Genomic DNA, 23,055 nt, shown 5'->3' with positions numbered 1-23,055 from the left:
GCGTATATACCGTTTGGCGGCTTCTGCCTATTTAGTCATCACCATCGGTTCGATCATCCTCAGCCTGGTGATCGGCACCGCGACACCCGCGTGGCTGCTCACCATGTGGTACCCGCCCGACGAGTTCGTCGGGAGGTCTTCGCTGGTGCCGCTGCTGGGCGGGTTGCTGCTGCTCGGGCTGGTGAACGCGTGGATGCTGTGGGAGATTCTGCGGCCACCCACGCCTGTGGCCGTACCGATGGGCCGGGCGGCCAGGTGGCTGCGGCTGCTGCTGTACGCCGAGGTGCTGTGGCTGCTGATCCCCTCGTTCTTCCCGGGCCCGATTGAAACGGTCATCGGGTTGGCGCTCTGGGTGCCCGTGCTCGTGCTGTTCGCGGTGGTGCCCACCGGGTCAAGTCGGCTCTTCCGACTGGCTCTGCTCCTGTTCGGGTTGGTGGAACCGGTTGTATCGCTCGTGAACAGCCTGGCGGACGACTCAGAGTTCCAGCTCTTCATGAGTCCGGCCTACCGGGCGACACTCATGGCCGCGGGATTGGCCTCGTTCGTCCTGATGGTGATGCTCCTGCTCGCTCAGCGGCGCGACGGACGCTGGAGCCGGACGACGCTCCTCATCGGCGTGGGCACATTCGTGAGCCCGTTCCTGGTAGAGCTCGTGGACGCCCTGACGAGCGGCGGCGCGATCGAATCGATCGCCGAGGCGATGGATGTGCTCTACCTCGTCTGGCTGGCGCGTACGGCGCGGGAACTGAACCGTGAGCCGGCGCGGAAGGCGCCGCTGCGGGTGCCCCCAGCGGTCCCGGCCGTGGCCGCGGCCCTGCTGGTGATGGTCGTCGGATCCGAAGGCCGGCCCCACCTCACGTACACCTGGCTGGTCGATGGTCCTGATGAGCTCATGGAATGTGTCGGGTGGTCGAAACCGGCGCGGGTCGCGGACATCCCGGCCCACGAGCGCGATCGAGCCTACCTGTGCAGCGTGAACAAGCCCTCCGGCCCGCATCTGTCGGACCAGGAACTGCTCGGCAAGGGCTGGGACGCGTGCGCCAGGTTCGCGGCCGATGAGCCGGTCAGGGCGCGCCCCGCACTGCTCGCGCTGCTCTGCCCGGAGGTCATTGGACGGAAATATCCGGATCTGTTGTTGTCGTCCGCTCAGATCGACCAGCGGCAGGCAGCAAAGGACGACCTCGTGCGCGAACAGTTGGCACGCGAGGCGCGCGAGGAGGACGCCCGGTGCCGCGACCCGTGGCCCACGCTCCGTACCCGGTTCCAGGCGACCGCGTCCTACTACGACTGGGACACCCAGCCGTACGGGATCTACGATCCGGAAGCGGACATCGAGCAGGATTCCGACGTGATCTGGGATTCGGACGTCGACGCCCTGGGGACCAGCGGTGAGCTGGCCCTGTTCTTCACGTCCACCCAGGACTGGGCGACCTGCGTCACGGCGAAGGCACTGAACTCGGCCCCGCCACCCCTGCGGCGCAAAGGCTGGGACAAGGTGGTCGAGGCGGACATCATCAGCGAATCGGGTCAGCTGGTGATGGAGACACTGTCGGCGAGCCGGGTGCGCTTCCCCAATCTCGCGCGCAGCGGTCCAGGCCGGTACCGGCTGCGCCTGTACACGCGTCCGGGCGTGGACCTCATCCTCATCTATCCGGCGAGGAGAGCGGCGTGACCCCCTCGCAGACGGTCGGCGTACGCGAGGAGCAGTTCCTCACGCCCAGGGGCGCAGACGAGCTGGGCACCGACCGGCAGGCCGCCGACGACTCCCGCCGGGACGCTCAGCGCGGGCAGCCCGGCGAGGTTCCAGAGGCTGGTGAGCGTGAGGAGGGAGTCGCGGACCGGGACGCGGGCGCCGGCGATGTCGGCTTCGCGCGCGCCGATCGGCGGAGCCAGGACGGCCACGGTCGGCAGTGCCAGCAGGTCGTACCGGTCGAGCAGCGCGGACGCCTGCCGCCGGAAGGACTCACGGGCCGCGACCGCGCGGACGTAGCGCCAGCCGGGGATCTCGCCGTGGCGCAGCCGGTCGAGCACCTCCGGGTTGAACAGGTGCGGTGACCGTGCGACCCGATCGGCGTGCACCGCGTAGGCCTCGCTGCCTTGGATGGTCGCGTACGTCCGGAAGAGTTCGGCGACACCGGGAAGGGCGATCTCCTCGCTGTCCGGAAACCGGCCTCTGACCAGGGCGGCGACGGCCGGGTCCACGACGGCCGAGTCGGTGACCAGCCAGGCGACCCGGACCGGGGTCTCCTCGGCGGCGCCCGGAGGCGCTTGGCCGGCCAGGACGCGGTAGGCCACGCCGCAGTCCTCGGCCGTGCCGGCGAGCACGCCCACGTGATCGAGAGAGGACGCGAGCGGGAAGACCCCGTCGATCGGGATCGCGCCGTACGCGGGTTTGAAGCCGAACACGCCGCAGAGCGCCGCCGGGATGCGCACGGACCCACCCGTATCGGTGCCGACCGCGAGGGGAACCATGCCCGCCGCCACGGCCGCCGCGCTGCCGCCGCTGGATCCCCCGGTCATCAACGCCGTGTCGTACGGATTGCGCGAGGGACCGTTATGGGACACGTCCCCGGTGGGGCCGTACGCGAACTCGTGGGTGGTGGTCTTGCCGACGATGACGGCGCCGGCCTCGCGAAGCAGGCGTACGCAGGTGGCGTCCCGGTCGGGGATGTGGTCGGCGAAGTGCGCGGAGCCCATCCGGGTCGCCATTCCCGCGGTGTCGATGATGTCCTTGACCGCGACCGGGATGCCATGGAGCGGCCCCCGGTCGACCCCGGCCGCGCGTTCGGCGTCCGCCTGCCGTGCGGCCAGACGAGCGCCCTCGGCGTCGACGGTCACGAAGGCGTTGATCGGCGCGTCGAGCGAGTCGATCGAGTCGAGCGCCTGGTCGACCAGTTCGGCCGCGGACAGCCGACCGGCGCTCATCTCACGTCCGAGTTCCGTGACCGTACGGCCGGCGAAAAACCCGCGGGATGTCATGGCGCGCACGCTATCGGACAATTCACCACGCTTCCTGGCTGCTCGCGAGGACGCGGGTCACCTGGTTCCTGCTGCGCCCGCCGCCACGAGTCCCAGCAGATTTTTGTGAATCTCGGTGAACCGGGCCCGCACCGCTTCCGCGGCCTTGGCGACATCGCGCGCGGCGGGGTCGTGAGGCCGTTCGAGCAGCAGGTGGACGGCGTCGGCGAGGGCGGCTTCGGGATCGTCGATGCTGAGCGGGCCCGCGACGTCGGCGTTGCTCATGACGGTGCTGAACCCGACCAGCACGGCGTGCAGAACGTACATCTGCCTGGACAGCGGGAAATCGTCGCGCACGATCCCGTGGTCGCGCAGGATCGTGACGACCGCGTTGCCCAGTGCGCTCGTGGTGGCCTCGGCGAAGCGCTCCTGGTCGGCGGGGCGATGGAGCAGCTGCCGCAGGGTGCTGTCGTCGCTCAAGAGCAACCGCAGCCACGGGTTGGCCAGTGTCGTGCGGATGAGCAGCGGAGCGAGACGGCGGGGCAGGATGGACTGCGGGTCCTGGGCGATCTGGTTGTTGATGGTCTCGATCCAGGCCAGAACCTCGCGCGCGGCCAGCCCCACGAGCAGGTCTTCCTTGGTCTCCCAGTACAGGTAAACCGTGCCCTTGCCCACGCCCGCGGCCGCGGCGATCTCGGCGATGGTCACCTTGCGGACGCCGTGCGCGAGGACCAGCTCGCGCGCGCTGTCGAGGATTCTGGCCGCCTTGACGGAGTCGTGTTCGATCAGCCGGCTCACCGTCGTGGTTCCTCCCGTTCGTTCTTCGGCGGCATGATGTCACGGGGGTTCACGGAGGTGAACCCTACCGTGCGGCGGACCCCGAAGCCGGGTCACGTCAGGGCGATGTCGATCGTCTTCATCCGGGAAGCCTTGCTGCGGTGCTCGGCCTCCGAGAGGAGCGTTCTGCCGAGCGTCGTCCCCACCACGTGGTCGAAGACGAACCGGATCCCGTACTCGGTGCGGTCGGCCGGGACGAAGAGCTTACGCATGGCCATGCCGGAGCCCTGGTGGAACTCGATGAAGGGGCGGAGTTTCTCCTCCCAGGCCCGCAGCGCCCGCGGCACGTCCCCGGGATACCGTTCCAGCATCGTGCCCAGCATGTCGGCTCCGGCCAAGCCGCTGGAGGCCCCCATCCCGGAGTAGAGGGTCAGGCACCACGCCGAGTCGCCGACGAGCACCACCCTGCCCTGGCGCCACGTGTCGAGCCGCACCTGCTCGGCGGTGTCGAACAGGTGGTCCGGCGCCTGCTCGAACTGGTCGAGCAGCCAGCCGAGCGTCGCACCCGTGGGCTCCGGTCCGAACACCGCCCGCAGCGAGTCGATGGCGGGCCGGGTGAACTCGCCGTCCACATCGTCGGTCCGGTAGTTGAACAGCACCGTCGGTGGCCGGTCGGAGAAGGCGAACACCCATGCCGACCGGCCCAGCTCGGACATGATGATTCCGTCCGTGCCCCGGAAACCGGGGACCGGGCCGGGCAGGGCGCACGCCGCGAGCATGTAGCCGAGACGGTGGATGCGGCCCTCGTCGGGCCCGAACGCCAGTCGGCGCACGGTCGAGCGCAGGCCGTCGGCCCCGACCACGAGGTCGAACCGTTCGGTGGTCACCGTCCCCGCGACCAGGTCCTCGATGTCGGCCCGCACGCTCTCCCCGTCCTGGCGCAGCGCGACCGGAACGGACGAGTACCGGATCTCCACGCCCTCGGGCAGGGCGTCGAACGCGGCCTGCTCGACGTCGCCGCGCACGACCGGGCGTGACTCGCCGGCCACGGCCTCGGCGAAGCCCATGCCGCGCCGCCGCCGGCCCGCGCGATCGACGTTGTAGTAGGCGATGTCCGTCGAGAAGCGGTTCGGCACCTCGATGCCCAGGCGCTCTGCCGCGGTGATCCCGGTGCCGAAGAGGGTGAGGAAGTATCCGCCGCGGCGGCGTTCGGCGGCTTTCTCCAGGACGACAACGTCCCAGCCTGCCTTGTGCAGCCGCAGCGCGGAGGCGGTTCCGCTGACGCCGAGTCCGACTACAAGAGCCCGCTGTCGCGGGGTGGTGTTCGTCTTCATGCCCCCAGAGTATACTTACTGACCAGATCGGTCATTTGGTCAGCATCGTGAATGGAGTTCCCGCCATGCCAACCGTTTTCGTCCACGGCTTCCCTGAGACGCCGGAGGTCTGGGAGCCGCTGCTCGCCGAGCTCGAACGAATCGCTCCCACTCGCCCCGGCCCGATCCGCCTGTCCCCGCCCGGTTTCGGGGCGCCCTTGCCGACCGGGTTCGGTGCGACCGTCGGTGACTACCGGGACTGGCTCATCGGCGAGTGGGAGCGTTTCGCCGAGCCGAACTGTTCAGCGGAAAGATCGGCTGTCACATTCAGCCCTTTGTCCTCGTCTCGTCTTACCGAGTCGACGAGAAGGACAGAACGCAACGACGAGAAAGGAAGAAACGCATGAGGATCGCGGTGGCCGGGGGAACTGGCTGGGTCGGCAAGCTGGTGGTTGAGCAGGCGCGCGGGCAGGGCCACGAGGTCGTGGTGATGTCCCGGTCGGGCGGCGTCGACCTGATAAGCGGGGCCGGTCTCGACGACGCGCTCCGCGGTGTGGACGTCGTGATCGACGTGGCGAACGTGACGACGCTCAGCCGCAAGACGTCGGTGACGTTCTTCGAGACCGAGACACGCAACCTGCTGGCGGCGGAGGAACGCGCGGGCGTACGCCACCACGTGCTCCTGTCGATCGTCGGGATCGACCGGGTCGACTCGGGCTACTACATCGGCAAGCGCCGCCAGGAGGAACTGGCGCTGGCCGGCCCCATCCCGGTGACGCTCCTGCGGGTGACGCAGTTCCACGAGTTCGCGGCGCAGATGCTTGACAAGGTGCCCGGCCCGGTGAAGGTGGCGCCGATGATGCTGAGCCGGCCGATCGCCGCCTCCGAGGTCGCCACCGAACTCGTACGCCTGGCCGAAGGCCCCGCCCAGGGCCGGGTGACCGAGTTGGCCGGCCCCGAGGTGCTGACGATGGCGTCGATGATGCGCCGCCTGGCCAGAGGCAAACTGGTGCTGACAGTGCCCGCCGGCAAGGCGCTCGCGAAAGGTGGCGTGCTGCCGGCCGGCGAATTCCGCCGCGGGAAGATCACCTTCGAGCAGTGGGCGGCGTCGCGATGACCGTGGCGGCCAAACGCTGGATGACCGTGGTCCTGGCCGTGGCGGCGGCGTACCAGGGCGTGTGGGCGGCGGCGTTCCCGCGGTCGTTCTACAACGACTTCCCGGCGCCGGGGCTCCACTGGGTGGCGGCGCTCGGCCCGTACAACGAGCATCTGGCCGTCGATGTGGGGGCGCTCAACCTGTCGCTGCTGGTGCTGAGCGTGTGGGCGCTGCGCCGGCCGACCCGGGAGTCCCTGGCGGTGACCGGGGGCGCATGGCTGATCTACAACGCGATCCACTTCCTGTGGCACATGCTGCACCTGCACGGCTTCCCGATCATCGACAAGATCAGTGTGGCGGTGATCCTGGGTGGCCTCCTGATCCTTTCGATCCTCCTGGTGCTGCCCGTCAAGGAGACCAGACCCGGTCCTTCCGGGCGTATCGGCGAGGACGCCGGGCAGACCTGACCTCAGACGCAACTCAACCTGACCACCTACGAGAGCGGCCTCATGCGCCCTGGAGACTGAACGGTCAGGCGGCGGCGCACGGCCGTTCGTACGGGATCAACGGCACGAACAGCTCCCATTCTCCCTTGGTGATCTGGTTCCCCACGTTCTCGCAGATCCGCTCCGCCGCCCGCGTGATGTCCAGATCCCAGAGCCGGACCGTCCCGTCCAGCGCCGAGGAGACCAGGGTGCGCCCGTCCTGACTGAACGCGACCCCGAAGAGATCGCCCGTGTGGCCGACCAGCGCGCCGGCGTCGATGGGGATCGCGGTGTCGGAGATCTCCAGCAGCCGGATCGTGCCGTCCGACGCGGTGACGGCCAGCGTCCTGCCGTCCGGGCTGAACGCCCATCTGCTCCAGATGTAGGGGGTGGTGGCGGGGTCGGCCACCTCGACGTCGATGGTCGCCATCAGCGCGGGCCGCAGCCGGTCGGTGATCTGCCAGAACTGCAGCGTCTGATTGCCCAGCGCCACCGCGAGGATCCGGCCGTCCGGGCTGAAGATCGCGTCCTTGCTGTCCACCCTGACCCGGATGACGCCCGGCTCGCCCCCCTTGGCGACATCCCACAGCAGAATGTCGGAGGCGCCGCCGCCGGTGGCCAGCACGCTGCCGTCCGCGCTGAAGGTGTGCAGCCCACCGGTCCCTGCCTCGTACGCCAGTGGACGGCCCCGCTTGACCGCACGCCCCGAGGGGCCGGTCACATCCCAGAGCTGGGATCCGCCGTCGCTGCTGCCCCAGCTGACCAGGGTTCGGCCGTCCGGGCTGAGCAGGATCATGGGGGCCTCCCCCTCCTTGGTCAACCCGAGACCGAAGATCCTCGGCCGGCCGGGATGCCGCGGATCCGTCACGTCCCAGAGCCACACCTTGACCTCGGTCTCGGAGATGGCGGCCAGCGTCTTCCCGTCCTTGCTGAACACCAGCACGAGGTTGGGGTCGGAGGGCGCCTGCGGCAGCGGGCCGGAAGGGAACAGTTCGGGGCCGCGCACCTCCCAGAGGCGTACGGTGTCGGACGTCGTGGCCAGCACGGGCTGATTGGGGCTGAACGCGATCCCGATCGTGTTCGTCGCGGCGTCCCCCGTGGGCTTGACCCCCTTGACGGTGTAGGCGGCGGGCCTGGCCACATCGGCCAGATTCCACTGCCGCAGAGTGCCGAGCAGCGAGCCGGTGACCAGGCTGTCGCCGTCCGCGGCGAAGTTGAGCGCGGTGAGCGCGTCCCCGCCGGTCCTGAAGCGGTAGTCGCTGACCGGGAACCTGGTGCCGATCCGGGTCCACAGCCGGACCTCGCCGTCCTCGAACGCGGTGGCGAGCCGGGTGCCCGTGTCGTCGAACGCCAGATGGTTCACCGCCACCGTACCGACCTGGACCTTGGCCCGGGGGATCGGGTGCCCGCCGTCGACATCCCAGAACTCCACCGCGCCCGAACTCCGGCTGATCGCGAGGGCCGAACTGTCGGGGGAGACGGTGAGGGCCACCGCCCCGCCGCGTACCGGGGGAAGCGGCACCGGCGCGTCGATGTCGGCGATGTTCCAGAGTTGAAGCTCCGTGGCGGCCTGGCTGATCAGCGTCCTGCCGTCCGGGCTGAACAGGATGTGGTCCTTGGCGCTCTCCTTGGTGGTGCCGTTGCCGGTGGACACCCGGTAGGTGAGGGTCATGGTCGCCCCGGCGACCGGTTTCGCGGGAGTCTCGATGTCGAAGACCTGGATCGCCTGGTCGAAGTCTCCCGGCGGCATCGCGATCGCCAGCCGGCGGCCGTCGGCGCTCAGCGCGGCGAGGTGGATCTTCTGCGCCACGCGTACCTCCCGGGCCAGGGCCGGCCTGGCCGGGTCGCTCACGTCCCACAGTTCGACGGCGTTCTCGGTCCAGGTGGCCATCACCGGCCGGTCGATGCTCAGCGCCATCCCGGCGATCGGCTCCGCCGTGCTGCCCAGGACCTTCACCGTCACCGGTCCGGCCGCCCCGCCGGTGTCCCACAGCCGGACCGTGCCGTCGCCGGTGGAGAGTGTGGCCATCGTCCCCCGGTCGGGGCCGAAAGCGATGGTGTCCACCGCGTGGGTGTGGCCGGAGACGGCGGTGCCGATGGGGTGGGTGAGGGTTCGCAGCAGCGCGCTGCGCGCCTCCGGGGTCGGGGCGATCTTGTGGGCGGCCACGGCGAGCTGGGCGGCCAGCAGCGGGTCCTTGATCCGGCGGGCCGTCTCCGCGACCCGGCGGGAGATGCCGTCGTCCCGCTGTTCGACGGCTTCGACGTTCTTCATCGTCCCGTACACGAGTGCCGACGACGCCAGCACGAGCAGGGCCGCGAGAGCCGCGATGACCTGATACGTGACCCTGGTACGGCGCCGCACCCGCCGCGTGCTCTCGGCCAGGAACTCCGCCTCCAGGCCGGACAGCTCCGCGGCCGGGTCCGCCACGGCGGCACGGGCGTCGGCCACCCGGCTGTCGCTGTACAGGTAGGCCGGGTCGCGCTTGTTGCGCTGCCACTTGACGGCGTCCTCGCCCAGCTGCTGACGGACCACGAGAGCCGTGCGGTCCGCCTCGATCCAGGCCCTGAACCGGGGCCAGGCGCGGATCAGCGCCTCGTGGGTGATCTCCACGCCGTCGTCGTCGACGGTCAGCAGGCGAGCGTGTACGAACCGGTCCAGAACATGCTGGGCGTCGTCGTGCTGGGCCGAGGCGGCCGAGGGGAGCAGCTCCGCCACCGGCACCTTCCGGCGGGTGTCCTCGGTGCCTTCGCCGAACCGCACCAGCCGGACCAGAAGGCGCCGCGCGGTCTCGTGGTCGCCCAGGTCGAGGCGCTTGAGGGTCTCGTCGGCGGTCTGGGCCAGCGCGCGCTTGATCCCGCCGGTGGCCCGGTAGCCGGCCAGCGTCAGCGTCCTGTCCTCGCGGTGGTGCCAGGTGGCGAGCAGCGCGTGGGACAGCAGCGGCAGGACCCGTCCGGTGCCGACCGAGCTGAGTTCGGCGCTCGTGCTGAGGTCTTCGAGCAGGAGGTCGACGAGCCCGTCCTGGAGCGTGAGGTCGCTCAGCCTGGCCGGTCCCTCGATGACCTCCCGCAGCTGGGCGGCCGTCATCGGGCTGACGACCACGGGCCGGCCGAGGGCGGCGACCAGCTCGGGATAGGCGGCGCAGTGCCCGAAGAAGTCCGACCGCACGCCGATCACGACGACGGCGGGCGCGTCCTCCACCGGGTCGGCGCAGACCGCGTGCAGCGCCTGGACGAAAGCCCGGCGGCCCTGCTCGTCGGGACAGAGCGTGAAGACCTCCTCGAACTGGTCGACGATGAGGATCGCGCGTCCGGTGGAGTCGGCCGACGCGATCCTGAGCACGTTCCTGAAGTGGCCGGGGTCGGCCAGCAGCCGCTCCCGCAGGTCCATCGGATGGGAGCCGTCGGCCGGGGCGAACCGCTCGGCCAGCGTTCTCATCGGATCGCTCCCAGGCGTGAGGACCATGAAGTCGGTGGCCCTGCCGTCCACCCGCGAGGAGCCCTCCAGCGCGGGCACCAGCCCGGCGTACAGCAGCGACGACTTGCCCGCGCCGGACGGGCCGGTCACCACGAGCGGGCCGACCTGCGAGAACTGCCCGGCGACCCGGTCGATGAGCGAGAGCGTCAGCTCCGACCGCCCGAAGAAGAAGTCCGCGTCGGCCGCCCCGAACGCGGCCAGCCCACGGTACGGACTGAACTCCCCCGCCCGCTCCCCCGTCGAACCGGACCCGCCGAGATAGGCGGCGTTGGGCGCGAGCACCTTCAGATCGCCGTAGTCGGCGGCCTGACGTCGCGGCTCCGGCAGACCGGCGGCCATCAGGGTCCGCGCCAGCGACCGGTAGGCGTCGTCAATGGTCAGCGACCGGGGAGCGGTGGCGTCCCCCGCCGTGAGCAGTTTGATGAGCGCCCCGCTGAACGCGGTGTGCCGCTCCCCCGGCGGAGCCCAGGCCACCTCGTCGCCGCTCGTCGAGGTCAGCACGTACGCCCCTGACCGCTGCGTCGTCTTGAACACCTCGTCCACGTCGCCCCGGCTGACCCCCTGAGCCCGGCCGGAGAAGCAGCAGTCCAGCACGACCAGCACCAGCGGCGCCCGGCAGTCGGTCAGCACCTCCCGCATCACCGCGTACGGCAACGCCTCGTAGGCGGGGACGCCCTCGGTCAGGTCGATCGTCGAGTAGGTGGCGAGATGCAGTTCGTTGCGGGGGCTGACCAGGCCGTGGCCGACGTAGTAGACGACCAGGACGTCGCTCGCCTCGCCGGCCGTACGGGCCAGGGCGTGGGCGAACTCACGGGGATCCTGGGGGTCGACCAGGGTCGTCAGGTGCGACGGATCCAGCCCGCACCGCTCCACCAGGCAGCGCCCGAGGTCGGCGACCGTGTCCGGAATGGCGGGAACGGCGGTCAGCGTCGACCCGGCGGCATAGGTCCCCGATCCGACGATCAGCACCCGCGCCCCGGGCACCGCGAGCATCGACCGCCCAGGCTCAGCCCTCACCGCTATCGCCTCCGCCACTTTGAGGGGCGGTCTCGCGGAGGACCTCGGCGATGTGGCTGGTCAGCGCCCGCGCGGCCGCGACGTCCAGCGATTTCACACCCTTGGCGGTCACCTCGACCCGGGTCTCCTCGGTACCCCTGGTCAGGCTCACGCTCACTTCCCCGCGCCGAGTCCGCAGCCAGGCGACCACCACGGTCGCCAGCGTGGCCACTGCGCCTCCCGCACCGAGGAGCACCTGAAGCCCGTCGGTCCCGGCGCCCAGCGCGCCGGGCTGGATCTCCGCGTCGACCACGCGGACGAGGCCGCGCAGTTCCGGTTCCTCCCGGAGCCACGCGTACAGATCGCGGACTCCGTCAGCCGAGTCCTGGGCCGTAATGATCAGCAGAACAGTCACATCAGGAGCATGGGAGGATCCACGGCCCGGCACTTGAGTACGTCCCTACTCAATTCAGCCCAGGCGCCAGAAGACCAACGCGAAGCCGACCTGTCCACGGCTCACCGGCCGGAGGATGCGCCCGCGACCTGCAGAGACGAATTATCGGCAGCCACGTCCGGTGGAAATGTACAACCAATATACGGCCGGCGACGACGCTTGAGATTGACGAAGTGAGGCAGCACACGAAGGGAAAGGAAAGTAATGCGTCCACGAATAGCGCGTCTCTCACTGGCCTGCGCAGCGGGGATCTCCGCAATCGCGTTCGCGGCCACGCCTGCCCAGGCCTATCCAACCGACTGCTCTGCGGCGGCCGTCTCATCGACCGCCTCCATCGCCGCCTGCCTCTCGGGAACGGGCTCCTATCGAGCAGTCGCTTACTGCGAATATCCCGACAGCACCTACACCGTGACGTACGGCCCGTGGGTATACCGGCCGAGCAGCGCGATTTCTCTGGCGATCTGCCCCAAGAACAACGCGCTCGGAGGACAGAGCACCCTCGACCGCGCCTCCTACGAAAGGCGCGACTGATATCCGCAAGCGCTACGCAAGTTGCTTGGCCGGGCGAGCGGAACCGATCGAAGCAGGCTCACACCCACCGAGCGCCAACGAGAACGGGCGGGACTCCGTAAGACTGGAGCCCCGCCCGTTTCTGTGGTGCAGAAGTAATGCGATTGCCGTGCACGGGGTGGCGATGCTGTTGCCGGACGCCGTCGGAGGCGGACCATCATCGCACCGTCGAAGGGCATCGGATGAGAAGAACAGTGTTCAGCCGGTTCATTGCACGGCTGGCTGTGCTGGTGCTGGCAGCCACGGGCCTCGTGGCTCTGGCTGCCACACCTGCATCGGCGGCTTTACCAGGATTCCACTTTGTTGACGCGCAGAGCGAGCTCAGGGGTTCGGAGGACTTTAAAGAGGTCGTCGTGCGATGTGATGACGGGGAGGTCCTGATCGGCATCTCGTACTTGATTGAGGGCTGGACGCGTTCGGTCGTAGTGGACGATATGACGCCGAACGGAAGCGCGACGACCCAGCCGACCTCGGCCGTTCTCACCGCCTACGAGTCGGACCCGACGTCGTCGCCCTGGAGTCTGATCGGCACGGCGACGTGCGTGGAGCCGCTGTCCCGCGACGTCTATGTGCTCTCCAATCCCAGCGAGCACAACGGTCCGGGTGACTTCCACAGTGCCACCGCCCAATGCGCCATCGCCGACGTCGTGCTCGGCGCCGGGTACACGATGGTAGGCGCGCGTGGCGGAGCGGCGGTGGATGAACTCCTTCCCAGCATCGGAGCTGGGCCCGGAATCTTCGTTGCCGCCTACCAGACGGACGCCTTCAGCGGCGACTGGAGCCTGACGGCATACGCGATCTGCGGACCACCGGTCAGCGGCCTGACGACTGAGCGGGGCGCTAGCGAGAACAACACGGAGGACAAGTCCGCTGAGATCACGTGCACCGGTGACCGGGTTCCGATCTCTGCCTGGTGGAACTTCACCGGCTCCACCGGTGACGCGTCTGTCGACGACATCTTCACCAGCGCCAGCACGTCGCAGATGGTCATCGCCGCGAGCGGACTCGATCCGATCAGCACCAACTGGCGCTTCGACATGTACGTGCGCTGCGCCTCACGGTAAGCAGATTCGAGGAGAGCGGATCTCGGGCGGCCCGGCGGTATCCGCCGGGCCGCCCGTGACCAGGTCGGCGTCGAGTGGCCCACCCCGCAACGCGAAACGACCCGCGTTTCCGCAGGTCGTTGACGTATTTCCCCAGGTGGATCGGTGGTGCCCCCTGCAAGATTCGAACTTGCGCTCCCGGCTCCGGAGGCCGGTGCTCTATCCCCTGAGCTAAGGGGGCTCAACCAGTAGTTAGGTTACCAGTACTCGGGGGGCGCTCGTCACCATGATTGTTGAGGGTGTTGCGGTAGGGGCGTACACATCCGGCGAAAAGCGCGCGTGGTACCCCCGGGAGGGGTTAGCCTCGCGGCCGTGGGTGAGGTTCTGGGGCGAGTACTCGTGGTGGATGACGACGAGGTCATTCGACAGCTCATCGCGGTCAATCTGACCTTGGAGGGCTTCGATGTGTACACCGCGTCCGACGGGCAGGACTGTCTCGATCGGGTACGGGAGGTGGATCCGGACGTCATCACGCTGGATGTGATGATGCCGCGGATGGACGGGTGGGAGACGGCGACCAAGTTGCGGGCGGATGTGCTGACCACGCATATCAAGGTCGTGCTGATCACTGCTCGGGCGCAGGAGGACGACAAGCGGCGAGGGCTGGGCATCGGGGTGGACGCGTACCTCACGAAGCCGTTCGATCCGGCCGAGCTGATCCAGGTCGTACGCGATCTGGCCACGGAATCCCGTCTGCCGTAGGGGCAGTCGTCCGCGATCTGGTCACAGGGGACATCTGCCGTCGGGGCGTCGTCCGCGATCTGGGCGCTGAGGGACGTCTGCCGTAGGGGCAGGTACCGGGTTCTCGCCGTTGTCCGGCGTCGCCAGCGTGCGTGATGTTGCTCGCTGCACCCGCGCCAAGAGCAGTTCGCCCCTTCTGTTGTGGCTCTCCAGGGCTGGGTGGCGAGGCGCGTCCGTTGGGATCTGTGGGTCGCTTGGGTGCTGGCGTGTCTATCGTCGGAGGCATGACTTTTGTGCTGGCGGTGTGGCGGGAGAGTGAGCCGATCGGGCGGGCGGTGGCGCGGGAGCGGTACCCGCACGCCGATGCGCCGCTGTTTAAGGAGCGGTTTCCGGAGGAGGACGTCAGCGGGGGTCTGATCCGGATCGAGGCGGATCGCGTGGATGAGGTGTCGAACGCGGTGTTCGCGTTCGCGCGGGATGAGGGTCTCGTCTGTTATGACCCGCAGCGGGATCTTGTGCACAACCGGGAGCCGCTGGGCGCGTACGCGGGGATTCAGCTACACACCGGGGATGGCATGGTGGCGACCGACCCCGATCTCGGACTGGTGCATGACGTGCTGGGGACGATGTCCGGGCAGAACCCGTTCGTGGCGCTTGTCGTGTACGGGCGGCACTTCATGCAGGTCTCGCCGGATTCATCGGGGGGTTACGAGCTGGAGTTCAAGGAAGGCGGGGTCATCCAGGCCACCCGGCTTGATGACCTGACGGATGTCCGGGTCTGCTTCCTGTCGTACGCGACGGGGGATCGTTCGTTCCTCGGGTCGTACGCGTGGGCGCCCTGATTTTCGGGGTAGTGGCCGGGCATGGAATTTCGTACCGATCGGATCGGTCTGCTGCTTGACCAGCTGGAATCCTCTGTTGAGTACGCGCGTGAGCGCATGGCCGGCCTGACCGACGGCGAATACTTCTGGGAGCCCGCCGAGGGCGCCTGGTCGGTCAGGCGGCGTACGGACACGAGCGCGGACAACGTCTTCGGCAAGGGCGAATGGGTGTCCGACTTCGCGCTGCAGGAACCGGTGCCGCCGCCCGTCACCACGATCGCCTGGCGAATGGCACATCTGATCATGGGTTTCACGCTGCGCTGGGAGTGGACGTTCGGCGGCCGCGAACGCCTCTTCGACGACCTCGACATCCCGCACACGGCCGACGACGCGCAGGACCAGCTGTGGGAGATCGTCGGCCGCTGGTCCGCCGACATCGCCAAACTCACCGAAGCCCAGCTCGACACCGTCGGCCTGAGCCAGTTCCCGGCGGGCCTCGACCCGAGCGTCCCGTTCATCAGCATCGTCTGGTGGCAGAACCGCGAGTTCATCCACCACACGGCGGAGATCGCCCTCCTGCGCGACCTGACCCGAGCCGAGAGCCGCACAGGCGCGTTCCGACCGTCCACGATGCCGACATGAACGAAACAACGTTCGGTGCATGGATGGCCCACAGGCCGGCGCCGGATTGAATCCTCGCCTCGCGCCACTATCCGGCGCCGTTAACGCAGGTGACGCCACTCACCGTACCGGCGCCAAGATCTACTGGAACAGGCCGGCTACCAAGATTGGCAAGCTCAGCCCACCCAGAACGGCCCCCTAGCGGGTGGCCCGCAGGCCGGTTGTCGGCTTCGTGAAGCCGTGCCCGTGCCTGCGGGCCGGAGGCTCACGTCGTGGAGAACGTGAACCAGTTGACGTTGACGAAGTCGGCCGGCTGGCCGCTGGTGAAGGTCAGGTAGACGGTGTGGGTGCCGGTCACGGGGGTGACGTTGGCGGGGATGGTGCGCCAGGATTGCCAGCCGCCGGTGTTGGCGAGGGCGAAGTCGCCGATGACCGGGCCGGTGAGGCTGTCGAGGCGGACCTGGACGAGGCCGCTGACGCCGCCGGCGGCGCCGGAGGCCACGCGGGCGCGGAACTGGGTGGCGGCGGTGGAGCCGAAGTTGACGCCGTCGAAGCGGAGCCAGTCGCCGTTGGCGATCGCGCCGACGTTCTGGCCGCCGCCGGAGTCGGTGGTGGTCTCGCGGATGGTGCCCTGCTGGGCCTGGTACGCCTCCGCCTGAATGGTGGACCGCGCGTCCACTCCGCCACTGGGCGGCGGCGACGGGGACGGCGAGTTGGGCGGCGGGCTGGTGGGTGTACCGCTCTGCCAGACGGCCACGTAGTCCACGACCATCGGCCGTCCGGAGACGGTGGCGGAGGTCGGCGTGCCGAAGCCGGCGACGCCGTTCGGGAACCCCCCGCCCATCGCCACGTTCAAAAGGATGAAATATCCGGCGTGGCTGGTCATGTTATTCCAGGTCGTGGCGTCGAACTGGGACTGGCTGACGCTGTGGTACTGCTGGCCGTCCACGTACCAGCGCAACTGGTTGGGGTTGACCGAACGGTCCCACTCGAAGCGGTACGTGTGGAACGCCGACTGGCAGGAAGAGCCGGGACAGGCGCGGCTGTTACCGAGGCCGTTGGTCTCGTTGCACGGCCCGCCTGGGCTGACGCCGCAGTGCAGCACGGCCCAGACCGAGTTGATCCCGTTGACGTTCTCCATGATGTCGAACTCGCCGATGGCCGGCCAGTTCCAGTAGTTCCCCCGGTACGGCGCGCCGAGCGCCCAGAACGCCGGCCAGTAGCCGAGCGCCGCGTTGCCGGTGACGTTCGGCATCTGAATGCGTCCCTCGATCCGCAGGATCCGCCCGGATGCGGGCTTGAAGTCGGATCTGCGGGTCTCGATGCGGGCGGACGTCCAGTTCTGGCCGCTGCCGATGGGCGTGATCCGGAGGTTGCCGGAGCCGTCCAGGCTCAGGTTGGCCGGGTTGGCCGTGTAGTTCTGGATCTCTCCGGTGCCCCAGTTGCCGGGTCCGCCCGGATAACCGTGGCCGGTGTCGATCTGCCAGTTGGCCGAGGACGGCAGGGAACCGGCGCTGCCGTTGAAGTCGTCGGCCCAGACCAGGCTCCAGCCCGAGGGGGTCGACGGCACGGCGGCGTTGGCGGTCATGGCGTGGAGCAGGCTGACGGGGATGAGAAGAGCGGTCAGCCACCCGAGGAGAGAGCGTTTTCTAACTCGTACGGATTGCATGAGGAACCTCTCGCGTGAGGGGATACCGCAGCCACCGCAGCGCTGAAGGGCGGTTGGGGTTACTTTGCGCCTTAGTCCAACAGGGGTCAAGGCCCAGAAGTGAGAGATTAGAGAGCGCTCTCCATGTTCGAGATCTGAACACTCGCGAGCGCGCCGAGCACGCCGGCGCGTTCGCCCAGAGCGCCGGGCACGACCGAGAGCACGGCCGCGGCGCTGGGGATCGCGAGCCGGCGCACGACCTCCAGGATCGGATCGATCAGCAGCGGGCCCGCCTCCGCCAGGGCGCCGCCGACCACGACCAGGCCGGGGTTGAGGATGTTGCACAGACTGGCTATCGCGACGCCGAGATGGCGTCCCGCGTCACCGATCACCCGCCGGCAGCCGACATCGCCCGCGAGGGCCAGCTCGACCAGCCGGGTGACCGTGACACCGGGCCCGTGCGTGGCTCTGACCAGCTCAGTCAGATAGAGCCCGCCCGCGAGCGTCTCCAGGCACCCGCGGTTCCCGCACCGGCAGAGCCGCCCGTTCTCGTCGATCGTGATGTGCCCGAGTTCTCCCGCCGCGCCGCTCGCGCCCCGGTACACCCGCCCGTCGATGATGATGCTCGCCCCCACCCCCGAGGCGATCTTCAGGTACGCGACGTCGCGCCGCCCCCGCGCGGCCCCCCACGTCGCCTCGGCCAGCGCCCCCAGGTTCGCGTCATTGTCCACGTGTACGGCCAGGCCCAGCCGTTCCCCCATGGCCAGCGCCGGATTGATCCCCACCCACCCCGGCAGGATCGTGCTGGACCCGAGGATGCCGGTCAGCGGATCGATCGGGCCCGGAACACCGAGACCCACCCCCAGGATCTCCGTCCGCTGCGCGCCCAGGCTCCGCAGCAGCTCGTCCACCAGCAGTTCCGCGGCGAGCAGGCCCTCGGCGGCGCTGGCGTCGACGTCGATCGGGATGGCGCGTTCGGCCAGGATCTGGCGGGTCACCTCGCCGATCGCCACCCGCAGGTGGGAGTGGCCGAAGTCGATGCCGACCAGCAGGCCGCTCTCGGGGGCCAGGGTGACCGCGTTGCGGCGGCCCCCGCCGGAGGTGATGGCGAGAACGCCCAGGTCGCGCAGTTCCCTGACGATGGTGGAGACCGTGGCGGGGGACAGGCCCGTGGTCCGGGCGAGCTGGGCCTGGGTGAGGGTGCCCGCTCGCCGTACCGCTTCGGTGACCATGCGCCGGTTGGACTCGCGCAGCGAGGACAGCGAGTTCGCCATAAACGATCTCCCATGTTCAGGTTCCGAACCTACACCCCTTGACGGGTCCGGAAAATACGAGCACTCTCAACAGAGAGCGCTCTCAGGAGAGAGGGGGCGACTGTGCCCACCTTCAAGGTCATCATCAGCGGCGAGGGGCAGTACGCCCTGTGGCCGGCGGACTCCGAGCCTCCCGAGGGATGGCGTGCCACCGGCGTCGACGGCGTCCATCAGGAACACCTCAACCACATCGCCGAAGTCTGGGGTGTGCACGGCACCATCGTGTGACCCCTCCCCCGAACCGCTCAATCCCCGGTCGAACCCCACCCCTTCAGTAGAGGGCCTTCGTTAACCTTCCGTCCATCTTTTCCCGAGCCGCATCGAAGCGCATCGAGTCGCCGGGGCGGCAAACTGCCAGAAGTGGGCTACGTGGACTCGCGGATCACCAGTTCCGTGGGCAGGACGACCGGGCTCTCCGGGTTCCGCGTCAGCAGCAGGCGGGCCAGCTCGCGTCCCATCCGCAGCGTCGGCTGGCGCACCGTGGTCAGCGGCGGCTCCGTGTACTCGGCCGACAGGATGTCGTCGAACCCCACCACCGCGACGTCGTCGGGCACCCGCCGGCCGGCGAGGCGGAGCGTCTGCAACGCGCCGAAGGCCATCATGTCCGAGGCCACGAAGACCGCGTCCAGCGCCGGATCGTCCTCCAGGAGCTGGCGCATCGCGAGGGCGCCCGAGTCGCGGGTGAAGTCGCCGAGGGCGATGATCGACCGGCGGCCGGAGTCGCGCAGGACCTGCCGGTAACCGTTCAGCCGGTCGATGCCCGCGATCATGTCGGGCGGCCCGGCGATGGTGGCGATGCGGCGGCGTCCCCGTTCGAGCAGGTGGCCGACCGCCTGCACCGCCCCGGAGACGTTGTCCATGTCCACGTACGGCAGGCCGTTGCCCGTGATCGGCCGGCCGCTGCACACGACCGGGATGCCGCGCCGGGCCAATGACATGGGCAGCGGGTCCGCGCCGTGCATGGACGCGATGATCACGCCGTCCACGTGCCCGGCGGTCGTGTACCGCTCGACGCGTTCGTGGCCGCGCGCCGACCCGGCCATCATCAGCACGAGCTGTTTGTCGGCGGCCTCGACCTCCTGGCTGACCCCGCGGATGATCCCGGCGAACGTGGGGTCCTCCGAGAACACCCGTACGGGCGGCTCGGAGAAGACGAGCGCGATGGAGTCGGCCCGCTGCGTGACCAGACTCCGCGCCGCGAAATTGGGGACATATCCGAGTTCGTCCACTGCCCGCAGGACGGCGACCCGGATCTCCTCCCCCACGCTCGCCGACCCGTTCACCACCCGGGAAACGGTCGCCCGGGACACCCCGGCCCGGGCGGCCACCTTCTCCAGCGTCGGGCGTACGGTCACGCGTCTCCCCCGTCCGCCGCGTACGAGGTCGCGTACGGACAGGTCACGCCGGCAGTCCGTTGCGCCGGATGACCTCGCTGTACCACCGGGCGCTGTCCTTCGGCACCCGCTCCTGCGACGCGTAGTCCACGTAGACCAGGCCGAACCGCTTCTCGTAGCCGTACGCCCACTCGAAGTTGTCCATGAACGACCACACCAGGTAGCCCCGCAGGTCCACGCCGGCCTCGATCGCGGCGTGGGCGGCGCGGAAGTGCGCGTCCAGGAACGCGATGCGCCGGTCGTCGCTGACCCTGCCGCCGGCGAGCACGTCGTCGAAGGCCGCGCCGTTCTCGGTGATCAGCAGCGGGACGGCCGGGTAGTCGCGCTTGAGGCTGACGAGCAGCTCGGTGAGTCCGTCGGCCTCGATCGGCCAGCCCATGGCCGTGGTCGGGCCGGGCTTGTCGATGAAGCCGACGCCTTCGCTGCCGGGGAAGACCGGGTTGGCGGGCTGGCCGGGCCGGGGTTCGACCTGGAACGGGTGGTAGTAGTTCACGCCGAGCATGTCGATGGGGGCGCCGATCAGGGCCAGGTCGCCGTCCTTGACGAAGGACCAGTCGGTGAAGCGTTCGGCCCGCCGTACGACGTCGGTGGGGTATTCGCCGCGGAGCACCGGGTCCAGGAAGATCCGGTTGAGGATGCCGTCGGGCACGGCCACGGCGGTCAGGTCGGAGCCGCGTACGGGCGCGAGGTTGAGGGTGATGCAGACCTCGCGGGCGCCGGCCCTGCGCAGTTCCCGGTTGGCCAGGCCGTGGCCGAGCAGCAGGTGGTGTGCCGCCGCGAAGGCCGCCCCCGGATCGGTACGGCCCGGCGCGTGCAACCCCGCCGCGTACCCCAGGAACGCCGAGCACCACGGCTCGTTGAGGGTGGTCCACAGGTCGATGCGGTCGCCGAGCCGCCGGTGCACCATCGTCGCGTACTCGGCGAAACGCTCGGCGGTGTCACGGTTCGTCCAGCCGCCGTGGTCCTCCAGGGTCTGCGGCAGGTCCCAGTGGTACAGCGTGATGATCGGCGTGATGCCGTGCCCGTGCAGTTCGTCCACGAGCCGGTCGTAGAAGTCGAGCCCGCGCGAGTTGGCCGGCCCGGAGCCGTCGGGCTGGATGCGCGGCCAGGACACCGAGAACCGGTAGGCGCCCATGCCGAGCCCGGCCATGATCGCGACGTCGCTGGCGTAGCGGTGGTAGTGATCGCAGGCGACCTCGCCGGTATGCCCGAGATGCACCTTGCCGGGGGTACGCGAGAAGGTGTCCCAGATGGACGGCCCCCGGCCGCCCTCCCGCGCGGCGCCCTCGATCTGGTACGCCGCCGTGGCCGTCCCCCACACGAACCCCGCCGGGAACTCCAGCACGCCGGACTCCGCCCCCCGGGCCAACTCCGCGGACACGGTCATGTCGCCTCGCCCCTTCCCCGCGCCTCCCCGTGAGAGCGCTCTCAGGCAGCATCCCGGCTGGACGGACCAGCTGTCAAGGCACGCTGAAACGCACACGTTTTCCTGGATGCCCGTGATGACGCATTGACGTGACGTTAACTGCGGGGTTACCGTCCTGGCGCTGAGAGCGCTCTCTGAATCCCTCGGGGCGATGCCGGTGCCCAAGGAGGTGACCGTGCGTTTCAGAACGGCCGCCGGGCCGAAAACGCCGCGCGCGCCGGATCATTCGGGCCCGGGCGGCGTGCCGACCCCAGGCGGTGCTCGACAAGGACGGCGCGAAGACCTAGATCACGTACGACGTGTCCACCTACGCGGCGAGCCGACCCCGAGCCGACCAAGGCCGACCGAGGGGACAAACCGGGGCGCCGGGCGGCGGCGGCAAGCCACCCGGCGCTTCCCCGAAGACTCGTGAGAGCGCTCTCCCAGAGACATAACACTGCAATTCACAATGCGGTAACCGTCAGCTCACATCGATTGACATCCACTCGACAAGAGATAAGGCTTCCGGAATCGCTCTCTCACGAGCGACGTCCCGGTAATAGCTTTGGAGGAAGGGTCCATGTCGCTCCCCTCTCGACCCGCCCGTATCACGGCCGTCGTAGCCGGCCTGGCGCTGATCGCCGCCGGATGCGGGTCTACGGAGACCTCGGCGCCCGCCGCAGGCGGCAACGCGAGCGTCTCCGCGGAGTGCGCGCCGTTCGCCGAGTACGGCTCGTTCGCCGGCAAGACCGTGAGCATCTACTCCCCCATCCGAGACACCGAAGCGGACCTGTTCCAGGAAGCCTGGGGCCCGTTCGCCAAGTGCACCGGCATGAAGATCACTTATGAGGGCACCGGCGAGTTCGAAGCCCAGATCCAGGTCCGCTCCGACGCCGGAAACCCGCCCGACATCGCCTTCTTCCCGCAGCCCGGCCTGCTGGAGCGGTTCGCCAAGGCCGGCAAGCTCAAGCCCGCCTCGGACAAGGTCAAGGAACTGACCGCCGCCAACTGGTCGCCGGACTGGGCCAAGTACTCCACCGTCGACAACGTCTTCTACGGCGCTCCCCTCGGCGCCAGCGTGAAGTCGTTCGTCTGGTACTCCCCGAAGATGTTCGCCGAGAACGGCTGGAAGGTCCCGACCACCTGGGACGAGATGATGACGCTCAGCGACACCATCGCGGCCACCGGGATCAAGCCGTGGTGCGCGGGCATCGAGTCCGGCGACGCCACCGGCTGGCCCGCCACCGACTGGATCGAGGACGTCATCCTGCGCGAGCTCGGCGCCGAGGAGTACGACAACTGGGTCGCCCACAAGCTCGCCTTCAACGACCCGAAGGTCGTCGCCGCGGTCGACAAGGTCGGGGCGATCCTCAAGAACGACAAGTACGTCAACGGCGGCTACGGCCCGGTCAAGTCGATCTCCAGCACCGCCTTCCAGGAGGGCGGCGTGCCGATCACCGAGGGCAAGTGCGCCCTGCACCGCCAGGCCTCCTTCTACGCCAACTTCTGGCCCGAGGGCACCAAGGTCGGCGAGCAGGACGACGTCTACGCCTTCTACCTGCCCGGCAACGACGCCACCAAGAAGCCGGTGCTCGGCGGCGGCGAGTTCGTCGCGGCCTTCGCCGACCGTCCCGAGGTCCAGGCCGTGCAGGCGTACCTGGCCGGCACCGACTTCCCGAACCGCCGCATGAAGCTGGCCACCTACGTCTCCGCCAACAAGGGCGTGGACCTGGCCAACGCGGCCAACCCGATCGACCGCCTGTCCATGGAGATCCTCCAGGACCCGGCGACGATCTTCCGCTTCGACGGTTCCGACCTGATGCCGGCCGCGGTCGGCGCGGGCACCTTCTGGAAGGGCATGACCGACTGGATCAACGGCAAGGACACGAAGTCCACCCTGGACTTCATTGACGCCTCCTGGCCGAAGTCGTAGAACTTCACCCGT

Annotated in this window: 18 protein-coding genes and 1 tRNA gene; 9 read left to right on the top strand and 10 right to left on the bottom strand. The window is 69.1% G+C overall.

Features of this window, described 5'->3' with window-relative positions; translation table 11 throughout:
* Positions 1-67 precede the first annotated feature (67 nt).
* Positions 68-1,672, top strand: coding sequence for a hypothetical protein (locus Aph01nite_RS22480; RefSeq protein ID WP_204042931.1), 1,605 nt, complete (start codon positions 68-70; stop codon positions 1,670-1,672).
* Here Aph01nite_RS22480 and Aph01nite_RS22475 read toward each other — a convergent pair.
* From Aph01nite_RS22475 to Aph01nite_RS22465, 3 genes are all read right to left on the bottom strand, one after another.
* The gene (locus tag Aph01nite_RS22475; protein WP_204042930.1) at positions 1,648-2,979 is read right to left on the bottom strand and encodes an amidase; all 1,332 of its coding nucleotides are present in this window, start codon (positions 2,977-2,979) and stop codon (positions 1,648-1,650) included. The two genes, Aph01nite_RS22480 and Aph01nite_RS22475, sit on opposite strands and share 25 nt — an antisense overlap.
* A gap of 57 nt (positions 2,980-3,036) precedes the next feature.
* Complete coding sequence (locus Aph01nite_RS22470; protein ID WP_204042929.1) at positions 3,037-3,756, bottom strand: TetR/AcrR family transcriptional regulator; 720 nt, start codon at positions 3,754-3,756, stop codon at positions 3,037-3,039.
* Between the two features lie 92 nt (positions 3,757-3,848).
* Positions 3,849-5,069: an FAD-dependent monooxygenase gene (locus Aph01nite_RS22465; RefSeq protein ID WP_204042928.1), complete on the bottom strand. Its 1,221-nt coding sequence runs from the start codon at positions 5,067-5,069 to the stop codon at positions 3,849-3,851.
* A gap of 382 nt (positions 5,070-5,451) precedes the next feature.
* On the opposite strand from Aph01nite_RS22465, the gene Aph01nite_RS22460 reads away from it, so the two are divergent.
* Together Aph01nite_RS22460 and Aph01nite_RS22455 are read left to right on the top strand one after the other, a co-directional pair.
* On the top strand, positions 5,452-6,165 hold the full coding sequence (locus Aph01nite_RS22460; RefSeq protein WP_204042927.1) for an SDR family oxidoreductase: 714 nt from the start codon (positions 5,452-5,454) through the stop codon (positions 6,163-6,165).
* Positions 6,147-6,611, top strand: coding sequence for a hypothetical protein (locus Aph01nite_RS22455; protein WP_204042926.1), 465 nt, complete (start codon positions 6,147-6,149; stop codon positions 6,609-6,611). Before Aph01nite_RS22460 ends, Aph01nite_RS22455 begins: the two co-directional genes overlap by 19 nt.
* A gap of 64 nt (positions 6,612-6,675) precedes the next feature.
* On the opposite strand, the gene Aph01nite_RS22450 is transcribed toward Aph01nite_RS22455, so the two are convergent.
* Together Aph01nite_RS22450 and Aph01nite_RS22445 are read right to left on the bottom strand one after the other, a co-directional pair.
* On the bottom strand, positions 6,676-11,121 hold the full coding sequence (locus Aph01nite_RS22450; protein ID WP_204042925.1) for a caspase, EACC1-associated type: 4,446 nt from the start codon (positions 11,119-11,121) through the stop codon (positions 6,676-6,678).
* Complete coding sequence (locus Aph01nite_RS22445; RefSeq protein WP_204042924.1) at positions 11,111-11,515, bottom strand: effector-associated constant component EACC1; 405 nt, start codon at positions 11,513-11,515, stop codon at positions 11,111-11,113. Before Aph01nite_RS22445 ends, Aph01nite_RS22450 begins: the two co-directional genes overlap by 11 nt.
* A gap of 803 nt (positions 11,516-12,318) precedes the next feature.
* Here Aph01nite_RS22445 and Aph01nite_RS22440 point away from each other — a divergent pair.
* Entirely contained in the window at positions 12,319-13,188 is an 870-nt protein-coding gene (locus Aph01nite_RS22440; protein WP_204042923.1) for a hypothetical protein, read from the top strand.
* Between the two features lie 145 nt (positions 13,189-13,333).
* Here Aph01nite_RS22440 and Aph01nite_RS22435 read toward each other — a convergent pair.
* A tRNA-Arg gene (locus Aph01nite_RS22435) sits at positions 13,334-13,408 on the bottom strand.
* A 131-nt stretch (positions 13,409-13,539) separates the two neighbouring features.
* On the opposite strand from Aph01nite_RS22435, the gene Aph01nite_RS22430 reads away from it, so the two are divergent.
* From Aph01nite_RS22430 to Aph01nite_RS22420, 3 genes are all read left to right on the top strand, one after another.
* Positions 13,540-13,929 (top strand): response regulator transcription factor, encoded by a 390-nt coding sequence (locus tag Aph01nite_RS22430; RefSeq protein WP_204042922.1) that lies wholly within the window; start codon positions 13,540-13,542, stop codon positions 13,927-13,929.
* Between the two features lie 263 nt (positions 13,930-14,192).
* The gene (locus Aph01nite_RS22425) at positions 14,193-14,750 is read left to right on the top strand and encodes a hypothetical protein (protein WP_204042921.1); all 558 of its coding nucleotides are present in this window, start codon (positions 14,193-14,195) and stop codon (positions 14,748-14,750) included.
* Between the two features lie 21 nt (positions 14,751-14,771).
* Positions 14,772-15,371, top strand: coding sequence for a DinB family protein (locus tag Aph01nite_RS22420; protein ID WP_204042920.1), 600 nt, complete (start codon positions 14,772-14,774; stop codon positions 15,369-15,371).
* A gap of 244 nt (positions 15,372-15,615) precedes the next feature.
* On the opposite strand, the gene Aph01nite_RS22415 is transcribed toward Aph01nite_RS22420, so the two are convergent.
* Together Aph01nite_RS22415 and Aph01nite_RS22410 are read right to left on the bottom strand one after the other, a co-directional pair.
* Entirely contained in the window at positions 15,616-16,938 is a 1,323-nt protein-coding gene (locus Aph01nite_RS22415; protein WP_239161884.1) for a glycoside hydrolase family 16 protein, read from the bottom strand.
* Between the two features lie 188 nt (positions 16,939-17,126).
* The gene (locus tag Aph01nite_RS22410; RefSeq protein WP_204042918.1) at positions 17,127-18,272 is read right to left on the bottom strand and encodes an ROK family transcriptional regulator; all 1,146 of its coding nucleotides are present in this window, start codon (positions 18,270-18,272) and stop codon (positions 17,127-17,129) included.
* A 102-nt stretch (positions 18,273-18,374) separates the two neighbouring features.
* On the opposite strand from Aph01nite_RS22410, the gene Aph01nite_RS22405 reads away from it, so the two are divergent.
* Positions 18,375-18,539 carry an MbtH family NRPS accessory protein gene (locus Aph01nite_RS22405; RefSeq protein WP_204042917.1) on the top strand — a complete coding sequence of 55 codons (165 nt, stop codon included), beginning with the start codon at positions 18,375-18,377 and terminating at the stop codon, positions 18,537-18,539.
* A 137-nt stretch (positions 18,540-18,676) separates the two neighbouring features.
* On the opposite strand, the gene Aph01nite_RS22400 is transcribed toward Aph01nite_RS22405, so the two are convergent.
* On the bottom strand, positions 18,677-19,666 hold the full coding sequence (locus Aph01nite_RS22400; RefSeq protein WP_204042916.1) for a LacI family DNA-binding transcriptional regulator: 990 nt from the start codon (positions 19,664-19,666) through the stop codon (positions 18,677-18,679).
* A 43-nt stretch (positions 19,667-19,709) separates the two neighbouring features.
* Positions 19,710-21,092, bottom strand: a complete 1,383-nt coding sequence (locus tag Aph01nite_RS22395) for a GH1 family beta-glucosidase (protein ID WP_204042915.1) — start codon at positions 21,090-21,092, stop codon at positions 19,710-19,712.
* 598 nt (positions 21,093-21,690) lie between these two features.
* On the opposite strand from Aph01nite_RS22395, the gene Aph01nite_RS22390 reads away from it, so the two are divergent.
* Positions 21,691-23,043 carry an ABC transporter substrate-binding protein gene (locus Aph01nite_RS22390; protein WP_204042914.1) on the top strand — a complete coding sequence of 451 codons (1,353 nt, stop codon included), beginning with the start codon at positions 21,691-21,693 and terminating at the stop codon, positions 23,041-23,043.
* The last annotated feature ends 12 nt before the right edge of the window (positions 23,044-23,055 follow it).

Source organism: Acrocarpospora phusangensis (assembly GCF_016862995.1).
Lineage (GTDB): Bacteria > Actinomycetota > Actinomycetes > Streptosporangiales > Streptosporangiaceae > Acrocarpospora > Acrocarpospora phusangensis.
Note: the sequence above shows the minus strand (reverse complement) of the source record. Positions and strands in the feature narration are given on the sequence as shown.

Coding starts and splice junctions, on each gene's coding strand:
- Aph01nite_RS22390 (WP_204042914.1), top strand. CDS start 21,691: ATGTCGCTCCCCTCTCGACCCGCCCGTATCACGGCCGTCGTAGCCGGC.
- Aph01nite_RS22465 (WP_204042928.1), bottom strand. CDS start 5,069: ATGAAGACGAACACCACCCCGCGACAGCGGGCTCTTGTAGTCGGACTC.
- Aph01nite_RS22415 (WP_239161884.1), bottom strand. CDS start 16,938: ATGACCGCCAACGCCGCCGTGCCGTCGACCCCCTCGGGCTGGAGCCTG.
- Aph01nite_RS22460 (WP_204042927.1), top strand. CDS start 5,452: ATGAGGATCGCGGTGGCCGGGGGAACTGGCTGGGTCGGCAAGCTGGTG.
- Aph01nite_RS22475 (WP_204042930.1), bottom strand. CDS start 2,979: ATGACATCCCGCGGGTTTTTCGCCGGCCGTACGGTCACGGAACTCGGA.
- Aph01nite_RS22395 (WP_204042915.1), bottom strand. CDS start 21,092: ATGACCGTGTCCGCGGAGTTGGCCCGGGGGGCGGAGTCCGGCGTGCTG.
- Aph01nite_RS22420 (WP_204042920.1), top strand. CDS start 14,772: ATGGAATTTCGTACCGATCGGATCGGTCTGCTGCTTGACCAGCTGGAA.
- Aph01nite_RS22410 (WP_204042918.1), bottom strand. CDS start 18,272: ATGGCGAACTCGCTGTCCTCGCTGCGCGAGTCCAACCGGCGCATGGTC.
- Aph01nite_RS22425 (WP_204042921.1), top strand. CDS start 14,193: ATGACTTTTGTGCTGGCGGTGTGGCGGGAGAGTGAGCCGATCGGGCGG.